This window comes from Paratractidigestivibacter sp., from assembly GCF_963660155.1.
Classification (GTDB): domain Bacteria; phylum Actinomycetota; class Coriobacteriia; order Coriobacteriales; family Atopobiaceae; genus Paratractidigestivibacter.
In genome coordinates, this window is the sequence record NZ_CAVKWG010000042.1 from 1 (window position 1) to 22062 (window position 22062).

23 protein-coding genes and 2 pseudogenes are annotated in these 22062 nt (G+C 63.7%); 17 read left to right on the forward strand and 8 right to left on the reverse strand.

The features are described from left to right. Positions 1-257: 257 nt before the first annotated feature. Positions 258-677, reverse strand: coding sequence for a GNAT family N-acetyltransferase (locus U5709_RS07980; protein ID WP_321973156.1), 420 nt, complete (start codon positions 675-677; stop codon positions 258-260). Positions 678-793: 116 nt separating this feature from the next. Here U5709_RS07980 and U5709_RS07985 point away from each other — a divergent pair, with 116 nt between their 5' ends. The 5 genes from U5709_RS07985 to U5709_RS08005 all read left to right on the forward strand — a co-directional run bounded on the left by U5709_RS07985 (position 794) and on the right by U5709_RS08005 (position 4510). Next, entirely contained in the window at positions 794-973 is a 180-nt protein-coding gene (locus U5709_RS07985) for a DNA-3-methyladenine glycosylase I (protein ID WP_321971663.1), read from the forward strand. A 353-nt stretch (positions 974-1326) separates the two neighbouring features. After that, positions 1327-1614, forward strand: coding sequence for a hypothetical protein (locus U5709_RS07990; protein WP_321973157.1), 288 nt, complete (start codon positions 1327-1329; stop codon positions 1612-1614). Positions 1615-1686: 72 nt separating this feature from the next. Then, a complete protein-coding gene (locus U5709_RS07995) occupies positions 1687-2943 on the forward strand; it encodes a hypothetical protein (protein ID WP_321973158.1) in 1257 nt (418 codons plus the stop codon). Beyond that, positions 2892-3848 carry a hypothetical protein gene (locus U5709_RS08000; RefSeq protein ID WP_321971660.1) on the forward strand — a complete coding sequence of 319 codons (957 nt, stop codon included), beginning with the start codon at positions 2892-2894 and terminating at the stop codon, positions 3846-3848. Before U5709_RS07995 ends, U5709_RS08000 begins: the two co-directional genes overlap by 52 nt. 2 nt (positions 3849-3850) lie before the next feature. Continuing rightward, the gene (locus U5709_RS08005; protein ID WP_321973159.1) at positions 3851-4510 is read left to right on the forward strand and encodes an ABC transporter ATP-binding protein; all 660 of its coding nucleotides are present in this window, start codon (positions 3851-3853) and stop codon (positions 4508-4510) included. A 190-nt stretch (positions 4511-4700) separates the two neighbouring features. On the opposite strand, the gene U5709_RS08010 is transcribed toward U5709_RS08005, so the two are convergent. Then, complete coding sequence (locus U5709_RS08010) at positions 4701-5705, reverse strand: GGGtGRT protein (protein ID WP_321973160.1); 1005 nt, start codon at positions 5703-5705, stop codon at positions 4701-4703. Between the two features lie 18 nt (positions 5706-5723). Beyond that, on the reverse strand, positions 5724-6458 hold the full coding sequence (locus U5709_RS08015; protein ID WP_321971657.1) for a hypothetical protein: 735 nt from the start codon (positions 6456-6458) through the stop codon (positions 5724-5726). Between the two features lie 188 nt (positions 6459-6646). Between U5709_RS08015 and U5709_RS08020 the strand changes: the two genes are divergently transcribed. The 3 genes from U5709_RS08020 to nudC are packed head-to-tail and all read left to right on the forward strand — an operon-like array spanning position 6647 to position 8844. Beyond that, positions 6647-7618, forward strand: coding sequence for a DMT family transporter (locus U5709_RS08020; protein WP_321971656.1), 972 nt, complete (start codon positions 6647-6649; stop codon positions 7616-7618). Beyond that, positions 7619-7924: a hypothetical protein gene (locus U5709_RS08025; protein ID WP_321973161.1), complete on the forward strand. Its 306-nt coding sequence runs from the start codon at positions 7619-7621 to the stop codon at positions 7922-7924. Continuing rightward, positions 7921-8844 carry an NAD(+) diphosphatase gene (gene nudC, locus U5709_RS08030; protein WP_321973162.1) on the forward strand — a complete coding sequence of 308 codons (924 nt, stop codon included), beginning with the start codon at positions 7921-7923 and terminating at the stop codon, positions 8842-8844. The genes U5709_RS08025 and nudC overlap by 4 nt, the downstream gene beginning before the upstream one ends. On the opposite strand, the gene U5709_RS08035 is transcribed toward nudC, so the two are convergent. The 3 genes and pseudogenes from U5709_RS08035 to U5709_RS08045 all read right to left on the reverse strand — a co-directional run bounded on the left by U5709_RS08035 (position 8831) and on the right by U5709_RS08045 (position 10837). After that, entirely contained in the window at positions 8831-9745 is a 915-nt protein-coding gene (locus tag U5709_RS08035; RefSeq protein ID WP_321971666.1) for a leucine-rich repeat domain-containing protein, read from the reverse strand. The two genes, nudC and U5709_RS08035, sit on opposite strands and share 14 nt — an antisense overlap. Before the next feature lie 15 nt (positions 9746-9760). Next, positions 9761-9967: pseudogene (locus U5709_RS08040) on the reverse strand (hypothetical protein); the annotation flags it as partial. 54 nt (positions 9968-10021) lie between these two features. Next, positions 10022-10837, reverse strand: coding sequence for a Cof-type HAD-IIB family hydrolase (locus U5709_RS08045; RefSeq protein WP_321973163.1), 816 nt, complete (start codon positions 10835-10837; stop codon positions 10022-10024). A 161-nt stretch (positions 10838-10998) separates the two neighbouring features. Here U5709_RS08045 and U5709_RS08050 point away from each other — a divergent pair. Both U5709_RS08050 and U5709_RS08055 read left to right on the forward strand, forming a co-directional pair. Further along, a pseudogene (locus tag U5709_RS08050) lies at positions 10999-11841 on the forward strand (AAA family ATPase); the annotation flags it as partial. Positions 11842-12216: 375 nt separating this feature from the next. Continuing rightward, positions 12217-12588, forward strand: coding sequence for a PD-(D/E)XK nuclease domain-containing protein (locus tag U5709_RS08055; protein WP_321973179.1), 372 nt, complete (start codon positions 12217-12219; stop codon positions 12586-12588). A 195-nt stretch (positions 12589-12783) separates the two neighbouring features. Here the strand turns inward: U5709_RS08055 and U5709_RS08060 are convergent, their stop codons facing one another. Then, entirely contained in the window at positions 12784-13566 is a 783-nt protein-coding gene (locus U5709_RS08060) for a GntR family transcriptional regulator (RefSeq protein ID WP_321971652.1), read from the reverse strand. A gap of 169 nt (positions 13567-13735) precedes the next feature. Between U5709_RS08060 and deoC the strand changes: the two genes are divergently transcribed. The 7 genes from deoC (at position 13736) to leuC (ending at position 20465) form a co-directional block, all read left to right on the forward strand. Then, the gene (deoC, locus tag U5709_RS08065) at positions 13736-14464 is read left to right on the forward strand and encodes a deoxyribose-phosphate aldolase (protein ID WP_321973164.1); all 729 of its coding nucleotides are present in this window, start codon (positions 13736-13738) and stop codon (positions 14462-14464) included. A gap of 206 nt (positions 14465-14670) precedes the next feature. Further along, positions 14671-15087, forward strand: a complete 417-nt coding sequence (locus U5709_RS08070; protein WP_321973165.1) for a kinase/pyrophosphorylase — start codon at positions 14671-14673, stop codon at positions 15085-15087. A gap of 71 nt (positions 15088-15158) precedes the next feature. Further along, positions 15159-15986: a hypothetical protein gene (locus U5709_RS08075; protein ID WP_321971649.1), complete on the forward strand. Its 828-nt coding sequence runs from the start codon at positions 15159-15161 to the stop codon at positions 15984-15986. A 390-nt stretch (positions 15987-16376) separates the two neighbouring features. Further along, complete coding sequence (locus U5709_RS08080) at positions 16377-17912, forward strand: 2-isopropylmalate synthase (protein ID WP_321971648.1); 1536 nt, start codon at positions 16377-16379, stop codon at positions 17910-17912. Positions 17913-18039: 127 nt separating this feature from the next. Further along, the gene (locus U5709_RS08085; RefSeq protein ID WP_321971647.1) at positions 18040-18597 is read left to right on the forward strand and encodes a nucleotidyltransferase domain-containing protein; all 558 of its coding nucleotides are present in this window, start codon (positions 18040-18042) and stop codon (positions 18595-18597) included. Next, a complete protein-coding gene (locus tag U5709_RS08090) occupies positions 18581-18958 on the forward strand; it encodes a DUF86 domain-containing protein (RefSeq protein ID WP_321971646.1) in 378 nt (125 codons plus the stop codon). The genes U5709_RS08085 and U5709_RS08090 overlap by 17 nt, the downstream gene beginning before the upstream one ends. Before the next feature lie 241 nt (positions 18959-19199). Further along, on the forward strand, positions 19200-20465 hold the full coding sequence (leuC, locus tag U5709_RS08095) for a 3-isopropylmalate dehydratase large subunit (protein WP_321973166.1): 1266 nt from the start codon (positions 19200-19202) through the stop codon (positions 20463-20465). A gap of 138 nt (positions 20466-20603) precedes the next feature. Here the strand turns inward: leuC and lacG are convergent, their stop codons facing one another. Beyond that, positions 20604-22046 carry a 6-phospho-beta-galactosidase gene (gene lacG / locus U5709_RS08100; RefSeq protein ID WP_321971644.1) on the reverse strand — a complete coding sequence of 481 codons (1443 nt, stop codon included), beginning with the start codon at positions 22044-22046 and terminating at the stop codon, positions 20604-20606. Positions 22047-22062 lie beyond the last annotated feature (16 nt).

Sequence of the window (22062 nt, forward strand, 5' to 3'; positions counted from 1 at the left end):
CCGAGGTCCAGGCCAGCATCGACTACATCGACTGGAAGCAGGGCTTCTACGACGATGTCCTAGCCGGCCGTATTGGGTACTACAGCAATCTGCTGCCCAGCGGCGGACAAGGTGAGAAAAGCTAACGCTGGCTAACACGAGCTAACCATAGCTAACGCATGCTAAAAAAGCTAACGCATGCTAACTAAAATGAAAGGTGCCCCCCACAAACAGGCGCTCGCGGATGATGTTCGGGTTTGTTAAAAGCCCCTTTCGCATTAGCCTAGACCTAGGCATTGTCCGGCGCGGTGCATGTACAAAATCGGGTAAGGGCCGCCTTCTTCGTCGCGGTTGCTGCGTTTGTAGGCCACAAAGCCTATGTGTTCGTAGAAGCCGATGGCCTGCGGGTTCTGCTCGTTGACCGTGAGCTCGGCGACGCCGTAGCCTTCGATGCCGTGTTGAAGCAGCCACTTGCCTATGCCGCCGCCTCGATACTCTGGCGAGACAAACAGCATCTCCAGACGGTCGCTCTGGATGCCCATAAAGGCAACGGGTTTCTCTCCGTCGGGCCCGTCGCTCTCGGCGATTACCAGGTGCTCGACGGCCTCTATCGCCTGCGGCACATAACCTTTGATGCGCCGCACCTCGGCGTCGGAAAGAAACGCGTGCGTCGCCCGCACCGAGCGTTCCCAAATCACAAGCAGCTCATCTACCAGGGATTCGTTTCTGTCGTGAACCTCTCGAATAAACATAGGCATTCTTGTCGTCGTCTGCTGACCTTTTATGAGAACCGCAGTAGCCAGCGTTGCCTTGCATGGGTAAGGCTTGCTTAGGCTGGGCCCATCGTTGTTTACATAAATCCGACGCGGTGTCGAAGGATCTGAAGGGGCGCGGCATGAAGTTCGTCGGGACGACGGTGGCCTATGCGTATCTGCAAGCCGTCGGCGTCATCTATTCGCACGACAAGGGGTGCTTTCTGTATCGTGAGGGCTAGGTGTTGACCTCCGGTGTCGCCTTGCCTGCAACAAATTTACGGCTCTGCGGCAGATTATGGGGCCCAAGGGCGCCTCGAAGTGCTGCTTCGGGTCAAGAAGCGACAATTCTCCTGGTTGGAGCGTGCTTAGGGCACGAAAGTTGCCGCACAAACGTTATTTAGTTGCGCGGGGCTCTTCACCAGGCGCCCCGCCATCGAACCTTTTCCTTACGCGAAAGTACCCCCGACCGCACGTTTGTCGACGATTGAATACCAGTTACCCACCGGTAACTATTGATTTCGGAGGCTTTTTGCCGCTGGCATGACATGCTTGCGCTTAAGCACCGCCATTGCCAGAGGATGGAGAGAATGAAATGAAGGGAAAGAAATCGATTGCTGCTCTGTTGTGCGTTTCTATCTGTGCAGCGGCGCCTGTGGCTGCGCTGGCAGATACCGTCTATTACAAGGGGGCCGCAGTGTATTGGCATTATGGGCGTAATGCCGGTGTCTGGGGGTTCTCGGACTGCAATTCAGCTATTTATGAGCATCATTCCTCTTGCAATGGCTATGAGTCTGGATGGATGGAACCTGACGATCTTGCTCAAGCCTGGGGTTACATCGGAACGGATACGCTTGAAGCGTACTGGAGCTGCAGGGGCTAGTACTTCTTAGTTATTGACCTTACGTTCCGTATGCTCGTCGAACGTGCAACACATCAACAATGGCGGTGCTCTATGAAACGGATGTGGTCTGCTGTTAGCTTGCTTATTGTCGCCCTGCTTGGGATTTCCTCGGTTGTCTTCGTCAAAGGCATTTTTGAAATATTTGCGTCTAGGCAGGTTGACGGATGGCTTTATAACCGACCGGCTATATACACCTCGCAACTAACCGACTCACAGAAGGATGCTCTGTACTCTGAGCTCCGGAGCCTTACGAGCGAAGAGGGGTTTGTCGCGATGACTCGGAATAACGAGCGCTTGCAGTCAGGCGCTCTTGTCTGCGAGCTCAGCGTGCTCTCGGCGGCGGCGGACGAGCAGGCACCTGTCGACGAATTTGCTCTGCTGGGCACCGTAATTGTGGACGATGCCCTTGTTAAGGGTGTGTGTTCCGGCGATCCCAATGGCTACGCCGGTTACGGAGACGATGTTTTCCAGCGGGTATCGGAGCTCCCGAGCATCCGCTCCGGCCTGTATTTTCGCGTTGACCAGATGAATTCCGGGGATGGCCTGGGGGATGCCTATGTGTTCTTCGGGCTGGATGACGATGACTTTCGGGTCTTGGTGGAAGACCTGTCTTCTGCCGTCGGGGTCTCGCCCGAGACGCTCACCACAAAGATGTCCGGCTCGGCCACGGAACTCGGCCTGCTCTATTTGTTTTGCGCCGGGTCGTTCGCCCTTCTCTCCCTCGTGCTCTGCCTGCTTATGGTGACCCGGTCCCTGCTTGAGCTCAAGACGCTGGGGACCCACCTCATGCTCGGCTGGAGCAAGCTCGATTTCGTGAACGACATGGTTTCGCCTCAGGCGTTCGAGGTCCTTGCGCTCGTTCCGGTTGGGATAATCGGTGCATTCGTCGCCTTGGATGGCTTTACGGTGAACTCTGCTTTCGTGGGGTATGCCCTCGGTTCCGTGCTGCCCGCGGTACTGGCGGTTCTTGTGGCCGCGGTCATCGCCGTCATACCGCTCCTTTTGGTAAAGCCGGTGGAGGCAATTCACGGTCGGTACTCGCGACGCGGATTCTATGTTCTGGCCGTCGCGGTCTATCTGGTATGTGTGGCGGCCGCTTTTGCTGGTTGCATCTATATGGACCAACCGCTCTGCATGTATAAGGAGCTTGCCCACACGCGCTCGGCCTGGCAGGAGTACGAGGACTGGTATGTGGTGCGGGATTTCTGGCTTGAGGACGGCCGGTATACGGGCAACCTGGGGTCTATTCCGAGGATATGTATGCGTGGTATGCCGAGCACGAGCATGATGAAGGGGTCTACTTCATAAATACCAAACTGTTTAAGGAGACGACCATCAAGGCATACGGCGGACCCGATATGACGATCAAGCCGTTCTGGTACCTTGCGGCATCCCCGTCATACCTCGAGCAAATCGGGGTGGATATCCCTGACGAACTCGTTCAGGAGGCCGAGCAGGGAACACGCGTGTATCTTTTGCCGGAGTCGCTCAGTGCTTCCGAGACTGAACAGATGAAAGACCTGCTCGTTGCCGCCAGAAAGCCGCTCGACTCGAATATAGTTACGAGGTTTATGGAGAATCCGACGTACGAGTTCGCCAGCTACGATGCCGGCAAAGAACTCTTTACCTGGCCAACGGACGCGGAGGCCCCAGTCACCTCGGATGGTTTCGTCATAGCATTGATAACAGCGAACAACATGGTCTACTTCGAGTCCGAGAGCCTTACGGCCACGGGCCTGGAGAGCTCGCAGATCAAGCTTGACGAACGCGCGGCGTCAAGCCTGCTCGACGAAGAAGGCAAAGTGGGAATATGCGGTTCGGTCAGTGTCCGGTTCGCGACGGTAGGCAATTACATCGACGGGTTGCAGAAGTCCCTCAAGGAGCTGTTTGCCCTCTTCGGGATTGTTCTGGCGGTTTTGGCTGCGACCATTGTCGTTATGGTTATGTGCCTTGTCGAGGTGGTCAACCGGGTGAGCGCTCGGGAGATTTCCGTGAAGTATGTCTTGGGTTTTGGGACATGGGGGCTCTATCGGAGGGAAATCCTGTTCGTGACCATCGTCTCGCTTGCGGGCATCGTTGTGTGCACCATCGCAAAGTGCAACGCCGGCATGATCGTCGGCGTGGCGTTGCTCGTCATCTCGAACCTTGCCATCGCCATCGCGTCGCGCAGGAGATCCGCGGCCGTCGTGCTGGAAACCGTTTCTAAGGAGTAGCAATGCGGCCGTATATTAAGGTTGAGTCTCTGTCGAAGTCCTATGGCGAGCATCGCGTCCTCTTTAACCTCAGTCTCGCGATAGGTGGTGGAGAGGCCGTTGCCGTCACCGGGCCTTCCGGTTGCGGGAAGACAACGCTGCTGAACATCCTTGGACTGCTCGAGACGTACGATTCGGGGGCAATCTATCTGGCGGGGGAGCCCTATCCCGAGATTGAGACCAGGCAGGCGATGCTCCTGCGCCGAAACGAGATCAACTGTCTCTTCCAGTCGTTTGCCCTTATCGACTCGAGAACGGTGCGGGACAATCTTATGCTCGCCCTGCATTACACGAAGGCGGACAAGAGGGCGAAGGAAGCCGCGATTCGGCAAGAACTTGAGAAGTTCTCGATTCTAGACAAGCTCGACTCGGCCGTGAACGAGCTCTCGGGCGGAGAGAAACAACGCGTTGCGATTTGCCGCGCGATGCTCAAGCCGGGTGGCCTGATTCTTGCCGATGAGCCGACGGGCTCCCTGGACGTGAGGATGGCGGGCGCCGTCATGGATTCGCTTATCGCTGCCGCGCGGGACGCGGGAAAGACGCTCGTGGTGGTGACGCACGACATGGCCATGGCGGCTAAGTGCGACCGCGTGCTCAGGATGAGCCATGGGAGGCTCGTTTGAGCTGCGCGAAGTCGTAGCCGCAGGAGTTGTGGGCTCGCAAGCATAGAGAAGGCGTCCGTTCCGAGGCAGTAGGCGGGATGGATGCCTTATGTGATTTTCTTGCCAAGCAAGAAGCTCCCGGCGCAGCAAAAAGGCCGCCGCCCGAAGGCGACGGCCTTGCAAGTCCAGGTTCGCGCGAGGCGAGGGGGACTTAGGCGTTCAGAGCGGCGTTGACGGCAACGGCGCAGGCAACGGTGGCGCCGACCATGGGGTTGTTGCCCATGCCGATGAGGCCCATCATGTCGACGTGCGCGGGCACCGAGGAGGAGCCGGCGAACTGGGCGTCGGAGTGCATGCGGCCCATGGTGTCGGTCATGCCGTAGGAGGCGGGGCCGGCGCCCATGTTGTCCGGGTGCAGGGTGCGGCCGGTGCCGCCGCCGGAAGCGACGGAGAAGTACTTCTTGCCGGCCTCGAGGCGCTCCTTCTTGTAGGTGCCAGCGGTGGGGTGCTGGAAGCGCGTCGGGTTGGTGGAGTTGCCGGTGATGGAGATGTCGACGTTCTCGTGCCACATGATGGCAACGCCCTCGCGGACGTCGTCGGCGCCGTAGCAGTTGACGGCGGCGCGGGGACCATCGGAGTAGGGGATGGTCTCGACGACCTTGAGCTCGCCGGTGAAGTAGTCGAACTGGGTCTTCACGTAGGTGAAGCCGTTGATGCGGGCGATGATCTGGGCGGCGTCCTTGCCGAGGCCGTTCAGGATGACGCGCAGCGGCTTCTGGCGGGCCTTGTTGGCGTTGAGGGCCAGACCGATGGCGCCCTCAGCGGCGGCGAAGGACTCGTGGCCGGCGAGGAACGCGAAGCACTCGGTGTCGTCGGAGAGCAGCATGGCGCCAAGGTTGCCGTGGCCCAGGCCGACTTTGCGGTCCTCGGCGACGGAGCCGGGAACGGTGAAGGCCTGGATGCCCTCGCCGATGACGGTGGCAGCCTCAGAGGCGGACTTCACGCCGCGCTTGACAGCGAGGGCGCAGCCGAGGGTGTAGGCCCACTCGGCGTTCTGGAAAGCGATGGACTGGGTGCCGTGGACGATCTCGCGGGGGTTGAAGCCCTTATCGGTGCAGAGCTGCAGGGCCTCCTCGAGGGAGGCGATGCCGTTGTCGGCGAGGCACTTGTTGATCTTGTCGGCGCGACGCTCGTAGCCTTCGAAAGTAACAGCCATGGTTATATCCCTCCCTTTCTACTCGTGAACCGGGAACGTGCTGGCGACGGAGTGGGTCTCCTCGTCGGTACGCGGGTCGATGTACTTGGCGGCGTTCTCCCACTGGCCGTAGTGGCCCATGGAGCCGGCGATGGCCTCCTCGGGGGTCTTGCCGGCCTTGAGGGCGTCGGTGAACTTGCCGAGGTTGAAGAACTCGAAGGCGATGATCTCGTCGTTGGCGTTGAGCGCCATGCGGGTCACGTAGCCCTGGGCGAGCTCGAGGTAACGGGCGCCCTTGGCCTTGGTGCCGAACATGGTGCCGACCTGCGAGCGCAGGCCCTTGCCGAGGTCGTCGAGGGACGCGCCGACGGGCAGGCCGCCCTCGGAGAACGCGGTCTGGGTGCGGCCGTAGACGATCTGGAGGAAGATCTCGCGCATAGCCACGTTGATGGCGTCGCAGACGAGGTCGGTGTTGAGCGCCTCGAGGATGGTCTTGCCGGGGAGAATCTCGGCGGCCATGGCGGCGGAGTGGGTCATGCCCGAGCAGCCGATGGTCTCGACGAGGGCCTCCTCGATGATGCCCTCCTTGACGTTAAGCGTCAGCTTGCAGGCGCCCTGCTGGGGGGCGCACCAACCCACACCGTGCGTGAGGCCGGAGATGTCGGAGATCTCCTTGGCCTGAACCCACTTGCCCTCCTCGGGGATGGGTGCGGGGCCGTGATATGCGCCCTTGGTAACAGGGCACATATTCTCGACTTCAGCGGAATACTGCATGTAATGCTCCTCTCCGTATAATCCCGTGCGGGCCCATGCGCCCGGCACGAACCTACCGGTCCCCTCAGACCGGTCAGAGCTTGCGGTATGGCCGCACCGCGGCCAATCCTTTTAGTAGTTTACGGCAGAACTTGCTCGAATGTGACGCTCGGCGGCAAAAACTTACCGTCTGCCGTATAATTCGTCCCGTGATTACTGAGAAGGACATACCGGTCGGAGCTTGGAAGCTCGCCCTGGCAGGGGCCGCCGCCATCTGGGGCGGCTCGTTCGTCGTGATCAAGGGCGCGCTGGATGTGGTGCCGCCGTGCTGGCTCATGTTCGTGCGCTTCATCCTCTCGGCGCTCATCGTGGGTGCCATCTTCTGGAAGCGGGTGCGCCCGCACATCGACACGAGCCACCTGCGCTGCGGCGCTGTGCTGGGGCTTCTCTCTGGCACGGCGTTCGTCGTGCAGAACATCGGCCTGGCGCAGACGACGCCGGGGCGCAACGCGTTTCTTACCGCCACGTACTGCGTGATGGTGCCGTTCGTCAACTGGGTCGCGGCGCGCCGCCGCCCGGGCGCGGCGAGCGTCGTCGCGGCCGCCTTGGCCGTCGTGGGCGTGGGGCTTCTCTCGCTGGGCGACGACCTCTCGCTCGGCCTCGGCTACGGAGACGCGCTCACGCTGGTCTCGGCCGTGCTCTATGCGTTCCACATCGTGGCCGTCGCTCGCTTCTCGGACTCGGGCCACGACGTCATGACGATGACCGTGGGCCAGCTGGTGATGAGCTCCGTGGTCTCGTTTGTGTGCGCCGTCGCGTTCGAGGGCGCGGTCGATCTCTCGCTCTTCTGCGCGCCCGGCATGTGGGGCGCCCTGTTCTACCTGGTTCTTCTATCGTCGGCGCTCTGCATGGTCATCCAGAACCTGGGGCAGGCGCACGTGCCGCCCGCACCGGCGTCGCTCATCCTCAGCCTCGAGAGCGTGTTTGCCGTCGCGGCGAGCGTCGTGTTCTACGGCGAGGTCGTGACGCCGCGCCTGGCCTGCGGTTTCGCCACGATTTTTGCCGCCGTGCTGGTGAGTGAGGTCGGGGCGCCCGCGTTTTCGTGGGTGCGCTCGCGCCTTGCGGACAAGGCGTCCGCGAGCCCGGTGCGCAAAGCCGCGGTCGAGGAGGCCGACGCGTAAATGGCCCTTCTCGTCCTCCTTTGCGCGGCCATCGTCTCGACCGGCGCCGTGCTCGTCGTCCCCAGCACAAAGAACATCCGCGTGAGGCAGCTCGCAGTCGCGTACTGGGCGGTCATGGCGGTTCTTCTCGCGGCGGCGCTTGTCGACTCGGCTGAGGAGGGGCGCCTGGGCATCGAGATGTTCCTGCATTTCGACCGGCTCTCCGAACACGCCGCCATAGGTGTCCTCGTGGCCGCGGTCGTGCTTATTGCCTGGACAATATTCTGCTTGTTCAACGGCTTCGGAAGGACCGGCGACAACCAATGATCCAAGAGATCGGCGAGCACGTTTTTTGCAACGAGTTTGAGGTCTTGGAGCCTGAGGCCGGAGACTACCTGCTGCACTACCGCGACCGCCTGTGCCTGTCTCGCGTGATCTCGCGCGGCGGCGCCGACGCCTGGGCCGAGGGCAACGCCTTTGACCTGCCGCGCGTCTGCGACTACAAGAAGGCGCCCTCGCAGGTGACCTACCTGTTTGCCGTTGGCGGCGAGCGCTTCTTCCTTGCTCTTGACGACGAGGTTGCCATGCCCGAGGGCTTCACCTACGAGGCCATCAGCTGGCTGCGCTACGCCGAGCCCGCCCACCTGCTGTTTGCCTCCGTCACGGGAAGCCAGCTCGACCGCTGGTATCGCGACAACCGCTTCTGCCCGCGCTGCGGCCACGCGACGGAGCTCGGCCCCCGCAGCCGCGAGGTCGTGTGCCCCGAGTGCGCCAAGATCACCTACCCGAAGATCTGCCCGGGCATCATCTGCGGCGTCGTGGACTGCGAGGGCGAGACGGAGCGCATCGCCCTTACCCGCTACAACGGCCGCACGACGGCGCTCTGGGCGCTCGTCGCCGGCTTCACCGAGATCGGCGAGCCGCTCGAGGACACCGTGCGCCGCGAGGTCATGGAGGAGATCGGCCTCAAGGTAAAGAACCTGCGCTTCTACAAGAGCCAGCCGTGGAGCTTCTCGGACACGCTGCTCGTCGGGTTCTGGGCCGAGGTCGACGGCGACCCCACCATCCGCGTGGACCACGAGGAACTCAAGGAGGCCCGCTGGTTTACCCGCGACGAGATGACCCTCGAGCGCGCCGACGATCGCGTGAGCCTTACCGGCGAGATGATCGAACAGTTTCGCCTCCGCGGGCGAGAGGTGCTCGTCGTCTCGCCGGGCGCGAGCGCCGTCTTGGCTACCGAGCAGTAGGACGTCTCGGTGTAGAGGGCACGCGGTTGGCCTTCGCGTACTTGACGAGCCCCTCGCTGGGGGAGGGACAGATGACGACGGTCCCCTCGATGGGGGATGTCGACGCGGCGTTGCTGCAGCTGTAGCCGATGGCCTTCTCGCCGACCTGCGCGACGGTGGACGGGAGCCTCACGACGGACTCGACCTGGCAAAGCGCGTTGTCGGCCAGGGCCTCGACGCCGTCGGGGACCACGTACTCATAGCTCTGCCAGAGGTCCTTCTCGACGGTGCCGATGAGGGTCTTGCCGCCGTCCGTGAGCAGGCAGCCGTTTGCGGAGATCGAGTAGGGGCTGCCCTGCACGATGGTCACGTCCCTAAGCTCGTCGGTGTTGGCCAGGGAGGTGGCGTGAAGGGAGGTGACCGTGCTTGGCAGGGTAAAGGACGCGAGGATACTGCAATTGAAGAACGCGCACTTTCCCACGGACTGCACGTCGGACTCGAGGATGACGTTCACGACGGACGAGTTGGTAAAGGCCTCGTTGCCGATGACCTTCACCGTGCCCGGGATGGTCACGTCCTTGAGCTGGGTCTCGCTGAAGCACCGGCGCGGAATCTCGGAGATTCCGGCGGGCAGGTTGATTTGGGCCACGCTCGCGCAGGTAAAGCTGGCCTCCCCGAGCTCGCACGCGCTTTCGGGGAGAACCACCGTGATGGCGCTCGAGTCTCCCGTGCCGATTCCGGAGAAGGCGTAGGCGGCGACGGCGATCGTTCCTTGCGCAACGGCGAAGACGTCGTTCTCGCAGCTCAGGGCGGCCGGAGCCGCCACGAGGGTCGACCCGTCCTTCGAATAGACGACGCCGCCTACGCTCTTGTAGGCCGCGCAGCCGTCCTCGACCTCGATGGAGACGATGCCCCCGCCCATGTTGGCGAGCGCGCCCTCCTCGAGGGCCTCCAGGCAGGCGGGCAGCACGAGCTTGGACGTGTTGTCGGCCGAGGTGCTGCCGCCGAAGGCGAATTTCCCGATGCTTCTTACCTTGGGCATGGCCGGGCAGGCAAGATACGAGATGTCCTTGAAGGCCTCCTCGCCGATCACCTCGGCGCTCGAGAGGTCCAGGGCCTTGATCTGGTTGCAGCTGCCGGCGAAGCTGCGCCGGCCGAATTCGACGACGCCTCGGGCGCGGCCGCGCTAGGCAACAGCTTAAAGCACGAACTTCTCGATGACCTCGGCGACCCCGCCGGCGTTGTTGTCGTCGGCGCACACGTAGTCGGCGGCGTCCACGGCGTCGTCGCTGGCGTTGGCAACGGCGCAGCCGAGGCCGGCGGCGCGAATCATGGCCAGGTCGTTGGTGTTGTCGCCGATGGCGATGGTGTCCGCGACCTCGATGCCGAGAAGCTCGGCGAGGGCGGCCAGGCCTGCGCCCTTGTTGACGCCGTGGGGGTTGAACTCGAGGTAGCGGTTGCTGGAGTAGACGACGTCGAGGCCTTCGGTCGCGCCAGCGCGCGCGAGCTCGTCCTCGTAGGCGCGCAGGCGGTCGAGGTCGGTGTCGGCGAAGAGGATCTTCGTCAGGGGCGTGCCGCGCAGGAAATCGAGGGTGGGCTCGTGCGTCTCGACGATGTTCATGCGGCCCTCGATGTAGACGCGCTCCCAGTCGTAGTAGTTCCACACGTAGACCGGGTCGAGCGTGTAGAGGTGGATGCAGAGCTCGTGCTCGATGCCAAAGCGCCACAGGCGCTCGGCCACCTCAAAGGGGAGCTCCGACTTGCGCAGGGGCTCGGGGTCGGAGTTGCGGGTGAGCGCGCCGCCGTTGAAGCTGATCACGTACTCGTCGTCGCGCCCGTCAAGGCCGAGCTTCTCGAGCACGTCGGTCACGGTACCGTAGGGGCGGCCGGTCGCGGGGACGAACTTGACGCCCTTCTTTCCGGCGGCTGTGATGGCGTCGCGGACGCGGGCAGGGATCTTGTGGTCGGAGTCCAGCAGGGTCTCGTCGAGGTCACAGGCGATCAGCTTGTACATATGGCTCCTTTGACGGCGGGTTGCGGGCGCGGGCCCATGACCATTCTATTTGATGGGCGGCGAGGCGGCGTGCCCGCCGGTCCGGTGCGCGTCGCGTGGGTGGAGTCCTTGCCGTCGGCTACCATGGAGCAAAACGACTTTGCCGGAGGGAGGCCCGCGCCATGGAGCTTGAGCGGATCGCGACGAACACGTACGACTTCGAGAACGTGCGCAGGAACCGCTACGTCTACGTGGACAAGACGGGGCTGATGTACCCGCTGGTCGACGGCTCGATCGGCAACCAGTTCTTCCTCTCGCGCCCGCGGCGCTTCGGCAAGTCGCTGCTTATCTCCACCATCCAGAAGCTCTTTGAGGGCCGCCGCGACCTCTTCGAGGGGCTGGCCATCGACTCGCTGCCGTGGGACTGGGAGTAGACGTACCCGGTGCTGCGGCTCGACATGAGCCTCTGTTCCGGCGAGTTGCTCGGGGAGGTGGAGGCCGCGGTTACGTCGACCCTCCAGCGCGAGTCCGAGAGGCTCGGCGTCCCCCTGCGCGACGCCGAGAACCTGAGCGACCGTTTCGCATGGCTCATCGAGGACCTCGCCGACACGACGCCGTCCGGCCAGATCGTCCTTCTTATTGACGAGTACGACAAGCCGCTTACCCGTTGGGTGGGCACCCCGGAGGTCGCTCCGTTCCAGGCGTTCCTCAAGTCGTTCTACTCCATCGTCAAGCTCACCGAGTCCAAGCAGCGCTTCTGCCTCATGACGGGCGTGTCCAAGTTCTCGAGGGTCTCGATCTTCTCAGATCTGAACAACCTGACGGACCTCACGATGAGCCCCTACGCCACGGAGATTCTTGGCTACACCCACGACGAGGTCCGAGCCAATTTCCCCGGGCGTCTGGCCGCTCTTGCGGACTCGCTCCACACTGACGTGGATGGCGCCTTCGAGGAGCTTGTCCGCATGTACGACGGCTATTTCTTCGACGAGCGGATGGTTCCCGTCTTCAACCCGGTCTCGCTCGGCAGCGCGCTGAGGGACCTGAGGCTTTCTTCTTACTGGTTCGAGACCGGCACGCCCGGCTGGCTCATGTCCTATGCAAAGAAGGCCCCGATCGATCCCGACGGCCTCGAGGTGGGGGAGGCGGCGCTCGGCACCTTCGAGCCGGCCGAGCCCTACATGCCGGCCGTCCTCTTCCAGACGGGCTACCTCACCGTCAAGGGATTCGAGCAGGTCGGCCGCTCGCGGACATACCGGCTCGGCTTCCCCAACCAGGAGGTCGAGGACGGCTTCTCCGAGTGGCTCGCGGACGCCTACACGGATGCTGCCCAGGGGCATACCTCGGGCTGGGCGCTCGCGTGCCGCCGTGCCCTCGACGCGGGCGACGCGGCAGGCTTCATGGGGTCGCTGGAGAGCTTCTTCGCCTCGATCGGCTATGACCTCACCGACCGCCTTACCGAGCAGACCTACCAGTGCGTGGCCGTGGCGATCCTGCGCTTTGTGGGCATTTACCTCGACGCCGAGGTCACGACCTCGCGAGGGTGCATCGATCTCGTCATGCGCGCCACGGGGCGCGTCTACGTCATGGAGATGAAGGTGGCCTCCGGCGAGCGCGCCGGCGAGGCCGCGGCCCGCGACGCGATCGCGCAGATCCGCGAGCGCGGCTACGCCGACCTCTATCGCGCCTCGGGCGACGAGGTGGCGCTTCTCGGCGTCGCCTTCGACTGCGAGACGCACAACGTTGGTGCCTGGGTGTGCGAGCCGCTGTAAGCGGCAGCCCATGGCGGGCGCCAAGGCGCGTTGCGAAAATCGGCTTGATGGCAGGGATGGGGGCCGTTGCGTTGCGGAAACCGGTCTGATGGCAGGGTTTTCTTGCCATCAGGCCGGATTCCGCAACGCGCCGCCGTCCGCAACGCAGCCCGCGCCGACCACGGCGCAGTTCACGCGACTGCCCGCCAACCCTCGTCAGCTGGTGACCTTGGAGAAGGTGGTGCCGGCGGTGTCGAGGGTGAGCATGAAGCGGTCGCGGTCGCCGCGCATGACGATGACGCTCGCCTCGAAGGGGCGCATGTGCTGGTCGAAGGTGGTGCGCAGCACGCGAAGCGCGGCGCATCCCGGCTCAAGCCCCAGCGCGCGGGCCTCGGCGCCGTCGAGGTTCACGGCCTCGTAGACCTCGGTCGCGCGCGCGGGCATGCGGCCCGACGCGGTCGCGATTATGGTGTACAGGGACGCCGTGAGCGCTTCTTTGGTGAGCTCGGGGCAAACGGTCACGGGCACGAAGGCGGTCACGTACTGCATGGGGTTCTCGTCGGCGTAGCGCACGCGGCGGATCTCCCAGACCTCGGTGCCCTCGGGGATCGAGAGCCGCTTGGCCACGCCGCCTTTCGCGGCGCGTTTACGGAGGCTGATTACGCGCGAAGAGGGGACCTTGCCAAGCGCGCTTATCTCGGCCGTGAAGTTGAACGCCGCGCCCAGCGTGTGCGCGTCTCGCCGGTAGTTGACGAAGGTGCCGCGCCCGCGACGGCGAATGATGGTGCCGTCGTCGACCAGGTCCTGGAAGCAGCGCCGGACCGTCCCGCGCGAGAGCCCCAGCGTGTCGGCGATGTCCTGCTCGCGCGGCAGCGGCGTCGAGTCGTCGAAGGCGCGCGTGGCTATGAGCTGCAGGACACGGTCCTTGAGCTGCTGGTATAAGGGGGCGCTTCCCTCCGGGTCGAGCGGCTCGCTCGCGAGCGTCTGAAGCATGTCCATGGTCGTTCCCCCGCTTTAGGTTTGGTATGTCCTGTACATGAAGCGCGCTATGGGCTTCTCGGCTGGTCCTGCCTCGGTGGCCCGTATTCTATAGATGCAGCACGTACAGTAACCACTGTACAAGCCGAACATTAGAAGTCAAGCAGGAGCACGAAGGAAAGGAACCGCAATGAAGCCCACCAAGCCCGCCGCCGAGATGACCGTCAAGGAGCTCGCCCGCTACATCGACCAGTCCGTCCTGAAGCCCGAGTTCACCGTCGAGGAAATCAAGAAGTACACCCAGGAGGGCATCGACTTCGGCTGCAAGACCATCTGCATCAACCCCGCCAGCCTCGAGGTCGTCGCTCCCATGGTCGAGGGCACGGACACCGGCCTGTGCGTCGTCTGCGACTTCCCGTTCGGCCTGGCCACCACCGAGGCCAAGGCAATGCTCGCCGAGGAGTATTGCTCCAAGTACGACATCGAGGATCTCGACATCGTCGCCAACTACGGTTGGCTGCGCTCCGGCCTCCACGACAAGGTCGTCGCCGACCTCAAGCCGCTCGTCGAGGTCTGCCACAAGCACGGCACCAAGGTCAAGGTCATCATCGAGACCGAGTCCCTCAACGACGAGCAGATCGCCGACGGCACCCGTTGTGCCGTCGAGGCCGGCGCCGACTTCATCAAGTCTTCCACCGGCTTCCTCACCGGTCACGAGTCCGAGGGCGCTTCCCCGCGCGTCGTCAAGCTGATGATGGACGCCGCCAACGGCGAGATCGCTGTCAAGGGCTCCGGCTGCATCCGCACCCGCGAGCACTTCCTGCAGCTCATCGACATGGGCATCGACCGCATGGGCGTCGGCTACCGCTCCACCCCGGTCGTGCTCGACCGCATCCCCGAAGAGGCCAAGAACCTCTAAGCTACGGTCTTTATGGCAAGAAGCCCAGGTCCGAGACCCCCCACGCCTACCTGCGGCGCATTGCCTGAAGTCATAGCTTTACCCTTGCTTTGAGCCCAGGGGCCGAGCTCGCGAAAGCGGCCCGGCCCCGCCTTGTGTCTTTTGCCCGCGGTCGCCCGCGGCCCGCGGCGCCCGGTGTTTAGATGCGATCAAGAAAGGAAACGGCCATGAGCGACGAGCTCGAGCACGACCCCCAGACCATCACCGTCCATATCATCTCGGATTCGCTCGGCACGACCGCGCGCGGCGTCGTCGCCTCTGCGGTGGTCCAGATCCGTCGCGGCAGCGTCGCCGTGAGCACGCTCAGCCATGTCCAGAGCTTGGCACAGGTGCGCGCTTACCTGGACCGTTACGTTCCGGCTGGCGAGAAAACCGCCGTGTTCCACACGGTGCTCGACCGCGAGCTTCGCGCGAGTATCCGTGAGGAGCTCGAGGAGCGCGGCGTGCCGTCCGTCGACCTGCTCGGTCCCGCTATTAGCATCGTGACTGCCCTGACCGACGAGGAGCCCATGAACATCCCTGGCCTGGTGGTCGACCGTACGGTCCCCGAGGTTCGAAAGATCGACGCGAGCAAGCTGACGTAAATAGATTCAAGAGGTATGAACCTGCAAAAAGGGACTGTCCCTTTTGCAGATCGCTGGGCGAGGAGGATTCGGTGGCGGAGAAGGATTACGCGCAGATCGCGCACGACATGAATACGCTAGCTGCGTTCGAGGGCGTGCGCGACGTGGCATCGCTCAACGCCGATGAGCTGCGGCGCGTTGTCGGAGCGCCGCAGGTGGACGTGCTCACGCTCTTTGGCGGGGCGCCCCTTGCCGGGGCGGACGCGTTTGCCTGCGCGATGCGTGCGGGCGTGGCGAAGACCTACGCCATCGTGGGCGGCGTCGGCCACACGACGCCGGCGTTTCGAGCGAAGACCCGCGCCCTCCGCCCGGAGGTCGAGTTCGCCGACGACGCGTCCGAGGCCGAGGTCTTCGATGCTTACCTGCGGGCGCGCCACGGCCTTTCGGCCGACCTGCTCGAATGCGAGTCCACGAACTGCGGCGCGAACGTGATCAACCTGCGCGCGCTCCTAGCAAAGAGGAGAGTGGTGTGCGGCAGCATGGCGTATATCCACGACGTCTCGATGCAACGGCGGATGTCCGCGCAGATCGAGAAGGAGATGCCCGACGTCTTGCGCGTGAATTACGCCGCTTACCAGGTGTGCGTTGAGTTGCGCGATGCGCCCGCGACCGATGGGTCGACGCTTTCGCGCCTCGCCTTCGACTACGAGCCGCTCGGCATGTGGGACATGGGCCACTACCTCACGCTCCTTATGGGCGAGGTCGCGCGCCTGACCGACGACGAGAACGGCTACGGCCCCGCAGGCGCCGGGTTTATCGCCCACGTCGACGTGCCCGCCGAGGTTACGGCCGCGTGGACCCGCCTTCGCGAGGTCTTCCCCGGCTCCGTGCGCGTCGCCGTCCCGTCCAGCGCTTCCTAACCGCCGGCCCCCACGCGGCGCCGATGCCCCGCTCGCCTATTCGCGCAAGCATATAAACCGCAGTTGTGGCATAGTTCAAGTCACCGTGCCCACACGGGGCGCGAGATTCCAAGGGGGTCCAGGCAATGGCACGTCAGAAGGCTGCAGTCGTCTTTGTGAGCGAGCGCGAGATTTCGCGCGGCCGACTCGCGGGCGCTGAGCTTCTTGCCGGCCTAGATCTCCTGCTACTTACGTCCGCGCGCTAGGGGCAATGCTCACACCTGCGCGCGCGACCTGAGCCGACGGCTACCCGCTAGCCGCGGCCGCTTTTTTCTGCAGCTCATTTGCTGCGACGCGAATCCCGCCACAAGCTGCGCCCGCGACCGGGCGCCCAAACGATTGGGAAGCATCATGACCAGGAAGATCCACATCTTCGATACCACCCTGCGCGACGGCGAGCAGTCGCCCGGCGCCTCCATGAACACCGAGGAGAAGCTCGTCGTGGCCCAGCAGCTCATCCGCATGGGCGTCGACGTCATCGAGGCGGGCTTTCCCATCTCCTCCCCGGGCGACTTCCGCTCCGTGCAGGAGATTGGCCGCCTGGCCGGGGATGCCTGCACCGTCTGCGGACTCACCCGCGCCGTCGACAAAGATATCGACCGCGCGGCCGAGGCCCTGAAGACCGCCAAGCGCCCCCGCATCCACACGGGCCTGGGCGTCAGCCCCTCTCACCTGCGCGACAAGCTCCACATCACCGAGGAGGAGTGCATCGAGCGCGCCCGCCACTGCGTGTCCTACGCCAAGAAGTACGTCGAGGATGTCGAGTTCTACGCCGAGGACGCCGGCCGCTCCGACCAGGAGTTCCTCATCCGCGTGATCCAGGCCGCCGTCGACGCCGGCGCCACCGTGGTCAACATACCGGACACCACCGGCTACAGCTTGCCCGAGCAGTTCGGCGCCCGCATCAAGAGCCTCTCCGACAACGTCATCGGCATCGAGAACGTCATCATCTCGGTCCACACCCACAACGACCTGGGCATGGCCACCGCGCTTGCCCTGCAGGGCGTCAAGAACGGCGCCCGCCAGATCGAGTGCACCATCAACGGCCTGGGCGAGCGCGCCGGCAACACCGCGCTCGAGGAGGTCGTGATGGCAATCAAGATGCACGGCGAGGAGCTGAACGCCCACACCGACGTGGTGACCCCCGAGCTCACGCGCGCCTCTCACCTGGTGAGCCGCATCACAGGCATGAACGTGCAGGCCAACAAGGCCATCGTTGGCGCAAACGCCTTTGCGCACAGCTCCGGCATCCACCAGGACGGCGTGCTGAAGGCCCGCAACACCTACGAGATTATCGACCCCGCGGACGTGGGCGCCGCCGGCTCCGAGATCATCCTTTCGGCCCGCTCCGGCCACGCCGCCCTGCGCCACCGCCTGGGCGAGCTGGGCTACACCTTCAAGGACGAGGAGTTCGACGACATCTACAACCGCTTCCTCGAGATCGCGGACCAGAAGAAGGAGGTCTACGACGAGGACCTGGAGTCCATGGTCCAGGAGCGCTACCGCGAGGTGAAGGCCATCTACACCCTGGAGGCCCTGCAGGTCTCCTGCGGCGACCCGCTGGTGCCCACCGCCACGGCCACCATCACCGACGAGCTGGGCGTCAAGCACGTGGTCTGCGCCACCGGCACCGGCCCCGTCGACGCCGCGTACAAGGCCGTCGACCAGGTGGTTGCCGTCCACGGCGACCTCTCCGAGTTCAACGTCAAGGCCATTACGCGCGGCATCGACGCCATCGGCGAGGTCACGGTGCGCGTGACCGCCGAGGATGGCACCATCTACTCCGGCCGCGGCGCGGACACCGACATCATCGTCTCGTCCGCCAAGGCCTACGTGAACGCCATCAACCGCATGATCCAGACCGCCCGTTCCAAGGCGGGGAAGTAGCGACAAGCACTTTTCCGTAGGGAAGGGGCAAGGGGTGGCCGGCAGCCGAGCGCTTCCGGCCACCTCTTGTCTTATGGCCGCTCAATAGCTATGATGTATGACAAACGTCATACAGAGAGGGGCCAGCATGATTATCGTTACGCCTGCGAGAGAGGAGAAGGCCAGAGTCTCTCTGCGCCTTCCGAACGACCTCGCCGATGCTATTGAGCGCTACGCCAGCGAGAAACACCTGAGCAAGACCGATGCTTACGTGCGGTTTCTTCGACTTGGCATAAATGCGGAGGCGGCGCGGCCAGACACGGTGGCGCTCCGGGAGATTTCCGTAAAGCTCGATGCCGTGCTCGCGCGAATGGACGATACGGGCACGCCTGCGGGCAGGACCGATAAGGATGGCGTCGTTGCGTCGGTTCGTGAAGTTGCGGCGCGCTATTCGGGCATCGAGAAGGTCTATCTGTTCGGGTCGTTCGCACGAGGTACCTATGGCAAGGAGAGCGACGTTGACCTGCGGGTTGTTCTTGATGATGCCGAGCCTTTCGGCTTACGGGAGCTGAGCCACTTCGCAAAAGAGATAGAGCAACGCACAGGGCGCGAGGCGGATGTCGTCTCCGCTAGGGTGATAAAAAACGAGGCACTGAAGGCCGCCGTCGAGCGCGACAAGGAGCTGATCTATGAGCGCCAAGAGTAGCGACCTAGCCAAGGTGCAGGAGATTTGGGACGTCGCTACGCAGACCAGGCGCCAGATCACCGCCCTTGGGATTACTAAGCAGCGTTTTCTGGACCCGGCGGACGATTCGGACGATTCAATCGCAGAGGGATTAATGAACCGCGTCCTGCGAATTACCGAGGAGGCAGGGAAAATCAGCGATGCCGTCGCGGAGAGGTTTGGCTTCGACTGCGCCGCGGCCAGCGGCGTGAGGAACCGCCTTGCGCATGCCTATGGCGAGGTCGATAGGGAGATCATCTGGGAAGTCGTCGAGCGAGATCTGGGCCCGCTGCTCGAGGCGTGTCGTGCATATTGCGACGAGAACGGCGTCGAGTTGGGTTGAGCTCCTCTTGCTTGCCAAGCAAGGCCTAGCCATGCGCCATGTCTCGTAGAAGCGGAAGTTGGCGGGGTATTCGCCGACGTCGCCTGTGTTGAAAAACCAACTTACTTGATGCGCCGCCACCAACGCTGCATCGTTTGACCGCGCCGGGTCCGCGCGGCTCCTCGTCGCCCCGCGCGGCATTCGCCGGGGGAGAGTATCATTAAACCATTGCTGCAAAACAGCCCCTAGGAGAGGAACCAACATGGCACGTCCCATGACCATGGCCGAGAAGATCCTGGCCGACCACGCAGGCCTTGACGAGGTCGTCTCCGGCCAGCTCGTCGAGTGCGACCTCGACCTCGTGCTTGCCAACGACATCACGGCCCCCATCGCCATCAAGACCGTGCGCGAGATCGGCGCCGGCGTCTTCGACCGCGACCGCATCTGCCTCGTGCCCGACCACTACAGCCCCAACAAGGACATCAAGAGCGCCGAGCAGACCAAGGTCACGCGTGACTTTGCCCACGAGCACCAGATCACCAACTACTTCGAGCAGGGCTGCATGGGCATCGAGCACGCCCTTCTGCCCGAGCAGGGCGTCGTCGTCCCCGGCGACCTCATGATCGGCGCGGACTCCCACACCTGCACCTACGGCGGCATCGGCGCCTTCTCCACGGGCGTGGGCTCCACCGACGCCGGCGTGGGCATGGCCACCGGCCGCGCCTGGTTCAAGGTGCCCGAGACCATCCGCTTTGTCATCGACGGCGAGCTGCCCGAGGGTGCCTCCGCCAAGGACGTCATCCTGCACATCATCGGCATGATCGGCGTGGACGGCGCGCTCTACTGCGCCATGGAGTTCGCCGGCTCCACCATCGAGAACCTCTCCGTCGAGGGGCGTCTGACCATTGCCAACATGGCCATCGAGGCCGGCGGCAAGGCGGGCCTCTTCGAGGTGGACGACAAGTGCCGCGAGTACGTCGAGCGCCGCGCCAAGCGCCGCATCCGCGAGTACCACCCGGACGCCGACGCCAGCTACAAGCAGGTCATCCACATCGACGCCACCGACATCGTGCCATGCGTCTCCTGGCCGCACCTGCCGAGCAACACCCACCCCGTGGCCGAGAGCCGCGACATCAGAATCGACCAGGCCGTCATCGGCTCCTGCACCAACGGCCGCATCGAGGACATGCGCGCCGCCGCCGAGGTCCTGCGCGGCCGTGTGGTGGACCCGGGCGTCCGCTGCATCGTGATTCCCGCCACCCAGGGCGTCTGGCTGCAGTGCGTGCACGAGGGTCTCATGGACGTCTTCATCAACGCCCACTGTGTGGTCTCCACGCCCACCTGCGGCCCGTGCCTGGGCGGCTATATGGGCATTCTCGCCGCCGGCGAGCGCTGCGTGAGCTCCACCAACCGCAACTTCGTCGGCCGCATGGGCGACCCGACCTCCGAGGTCTATCTGGCGAGCCCGGCCGTCTGCGCCGCCAGCGCCGTCGTAGGCCACATCGCCCTCCCGAGCGACCTGGATTAGGGCTCCACAGGCCGCATCGCCGCGGTTATCGCCCGCTACAAAGAAAACCCTGCAGTTAGGGTCATTTTCGACATCGATTTTGACTCCAACTGCAGGGTTTTTTGTGTGCGGCGCGCGGCACCGCCCCTGGTTATGCGCTTACGAGTCGAGGCGCCTCGTCTCGGCCACGTGCTTGTACCAGTAGGCGCTTGCCTTGGGCGTGCGCTTCTGGGTCTCGAAGTCCACGTAGAAGAAACCGTAGCGCTTGTTGTAGCCGTTGGTCCAGCTGAACTGGTCCTGCAGGCTCCACAGGAAATAGCCGCCCACGTTCACGCCCACCTTCATGGCCTCGAGCAGCCAGCGCAGGTGCTGCTCGATGTAGGCGATGCGCGGCTGGTCGTCCACGAAGCCGTCCTTGTAGGGGTCCTTGTAGCCCATGCCGTTCTCGGTGATGAAGATCTGCTTGTAGTTGGGGTAGCGGTGCTTGATGTACACCAGGAGGTCAAACAGGCCCTGGGGGTAGATGATCCAGTCCCAGTCGGTGGTGGGGATGCCGGGCTTGTTCACGTGCTCGCCGATGCCCTTCACGCGCCAGCGACCGGTGCCCTTCTCGCCCGTGCCGTTGTGGTGCAGGTCGTTCTCGCCGTCGTAGGCCTTGAGGAAGCGGCACTGGTAGTTGTTTACGCCCAGGTAGTCGTTGTGCTTTGCCGCCTCGCGCATAACGGTCAGGTCGTCGTCCAGAATCTCGAGCGTGCCGCCCGAGATGGCGGCCAGGCGGTTGGCTATCTCGAGCGTGTCGGCCGCGTAGTCGCCGCGGAAGGTGGCGTCCAGAAGGAACTGGTTCTGCAGCACATGCTCGTTGTTGGCTGCCTCAATGTCGCCGAAGTCGTTCTCGTCCAGCGGGTACTTGAACTCCAGCGACTGAATGACGCCGATCTTGCCCTTGTAGCCGCCGTTGTGGAACGCCAGCACGGCCTTGGCGTGGGCCAGCATCATGTTGTGCTCGCACTGGAATGCACGGGCCAGGTTGGCCTTCTCACCGCCGGGGAAGGTGCCTTCGATAAAGGTGTTGCTCGCGTCCGCCCAGATCTCGTTGAAGGTGAACCAGTAGGTGACGTCGTCGGCGTACTCCTTAAAGCAGAACTCGGCGTACTCGACGAAGGCGTCGATGGTCTCGCGGTTGAGGAAGTCGCCCTTCTCGAACAGCGCCAGCGGCGTGTCGAAGTGGTGCAGCGTCACATAGGGCTCAACGTGGTGCTTGCGGCACTCGGCGAACAGGTCGTGGTAGAACTGCACTCCCTCGGGGTTGATCTCGCCGGTGCCGTTGGGGAAGATGCGGCTCCAGGCGATGGACAGGCGAATGCCGTTGATGTGGAACTGCTCACAAAGCTCGAGGTCCACGGAGTACTGGTTGTAGAAGTCCGAGGCCGGGTCGGGAGAGAAGCGGCCCTGGGCCTCCAGGAAGTCGTCCCAGGCCACCTTGCCCTTGCCGTGGGTGCGGGTTTCGCCTTCTACCTGGTAGGCCGCGGTGGCACCGCCAAAGACGAAGTCCTCGGGAAACTGGGCCTCGGGGTTATTGATGTTTTCGGGGTTCAAAGACATGACATGTCCAATCGGG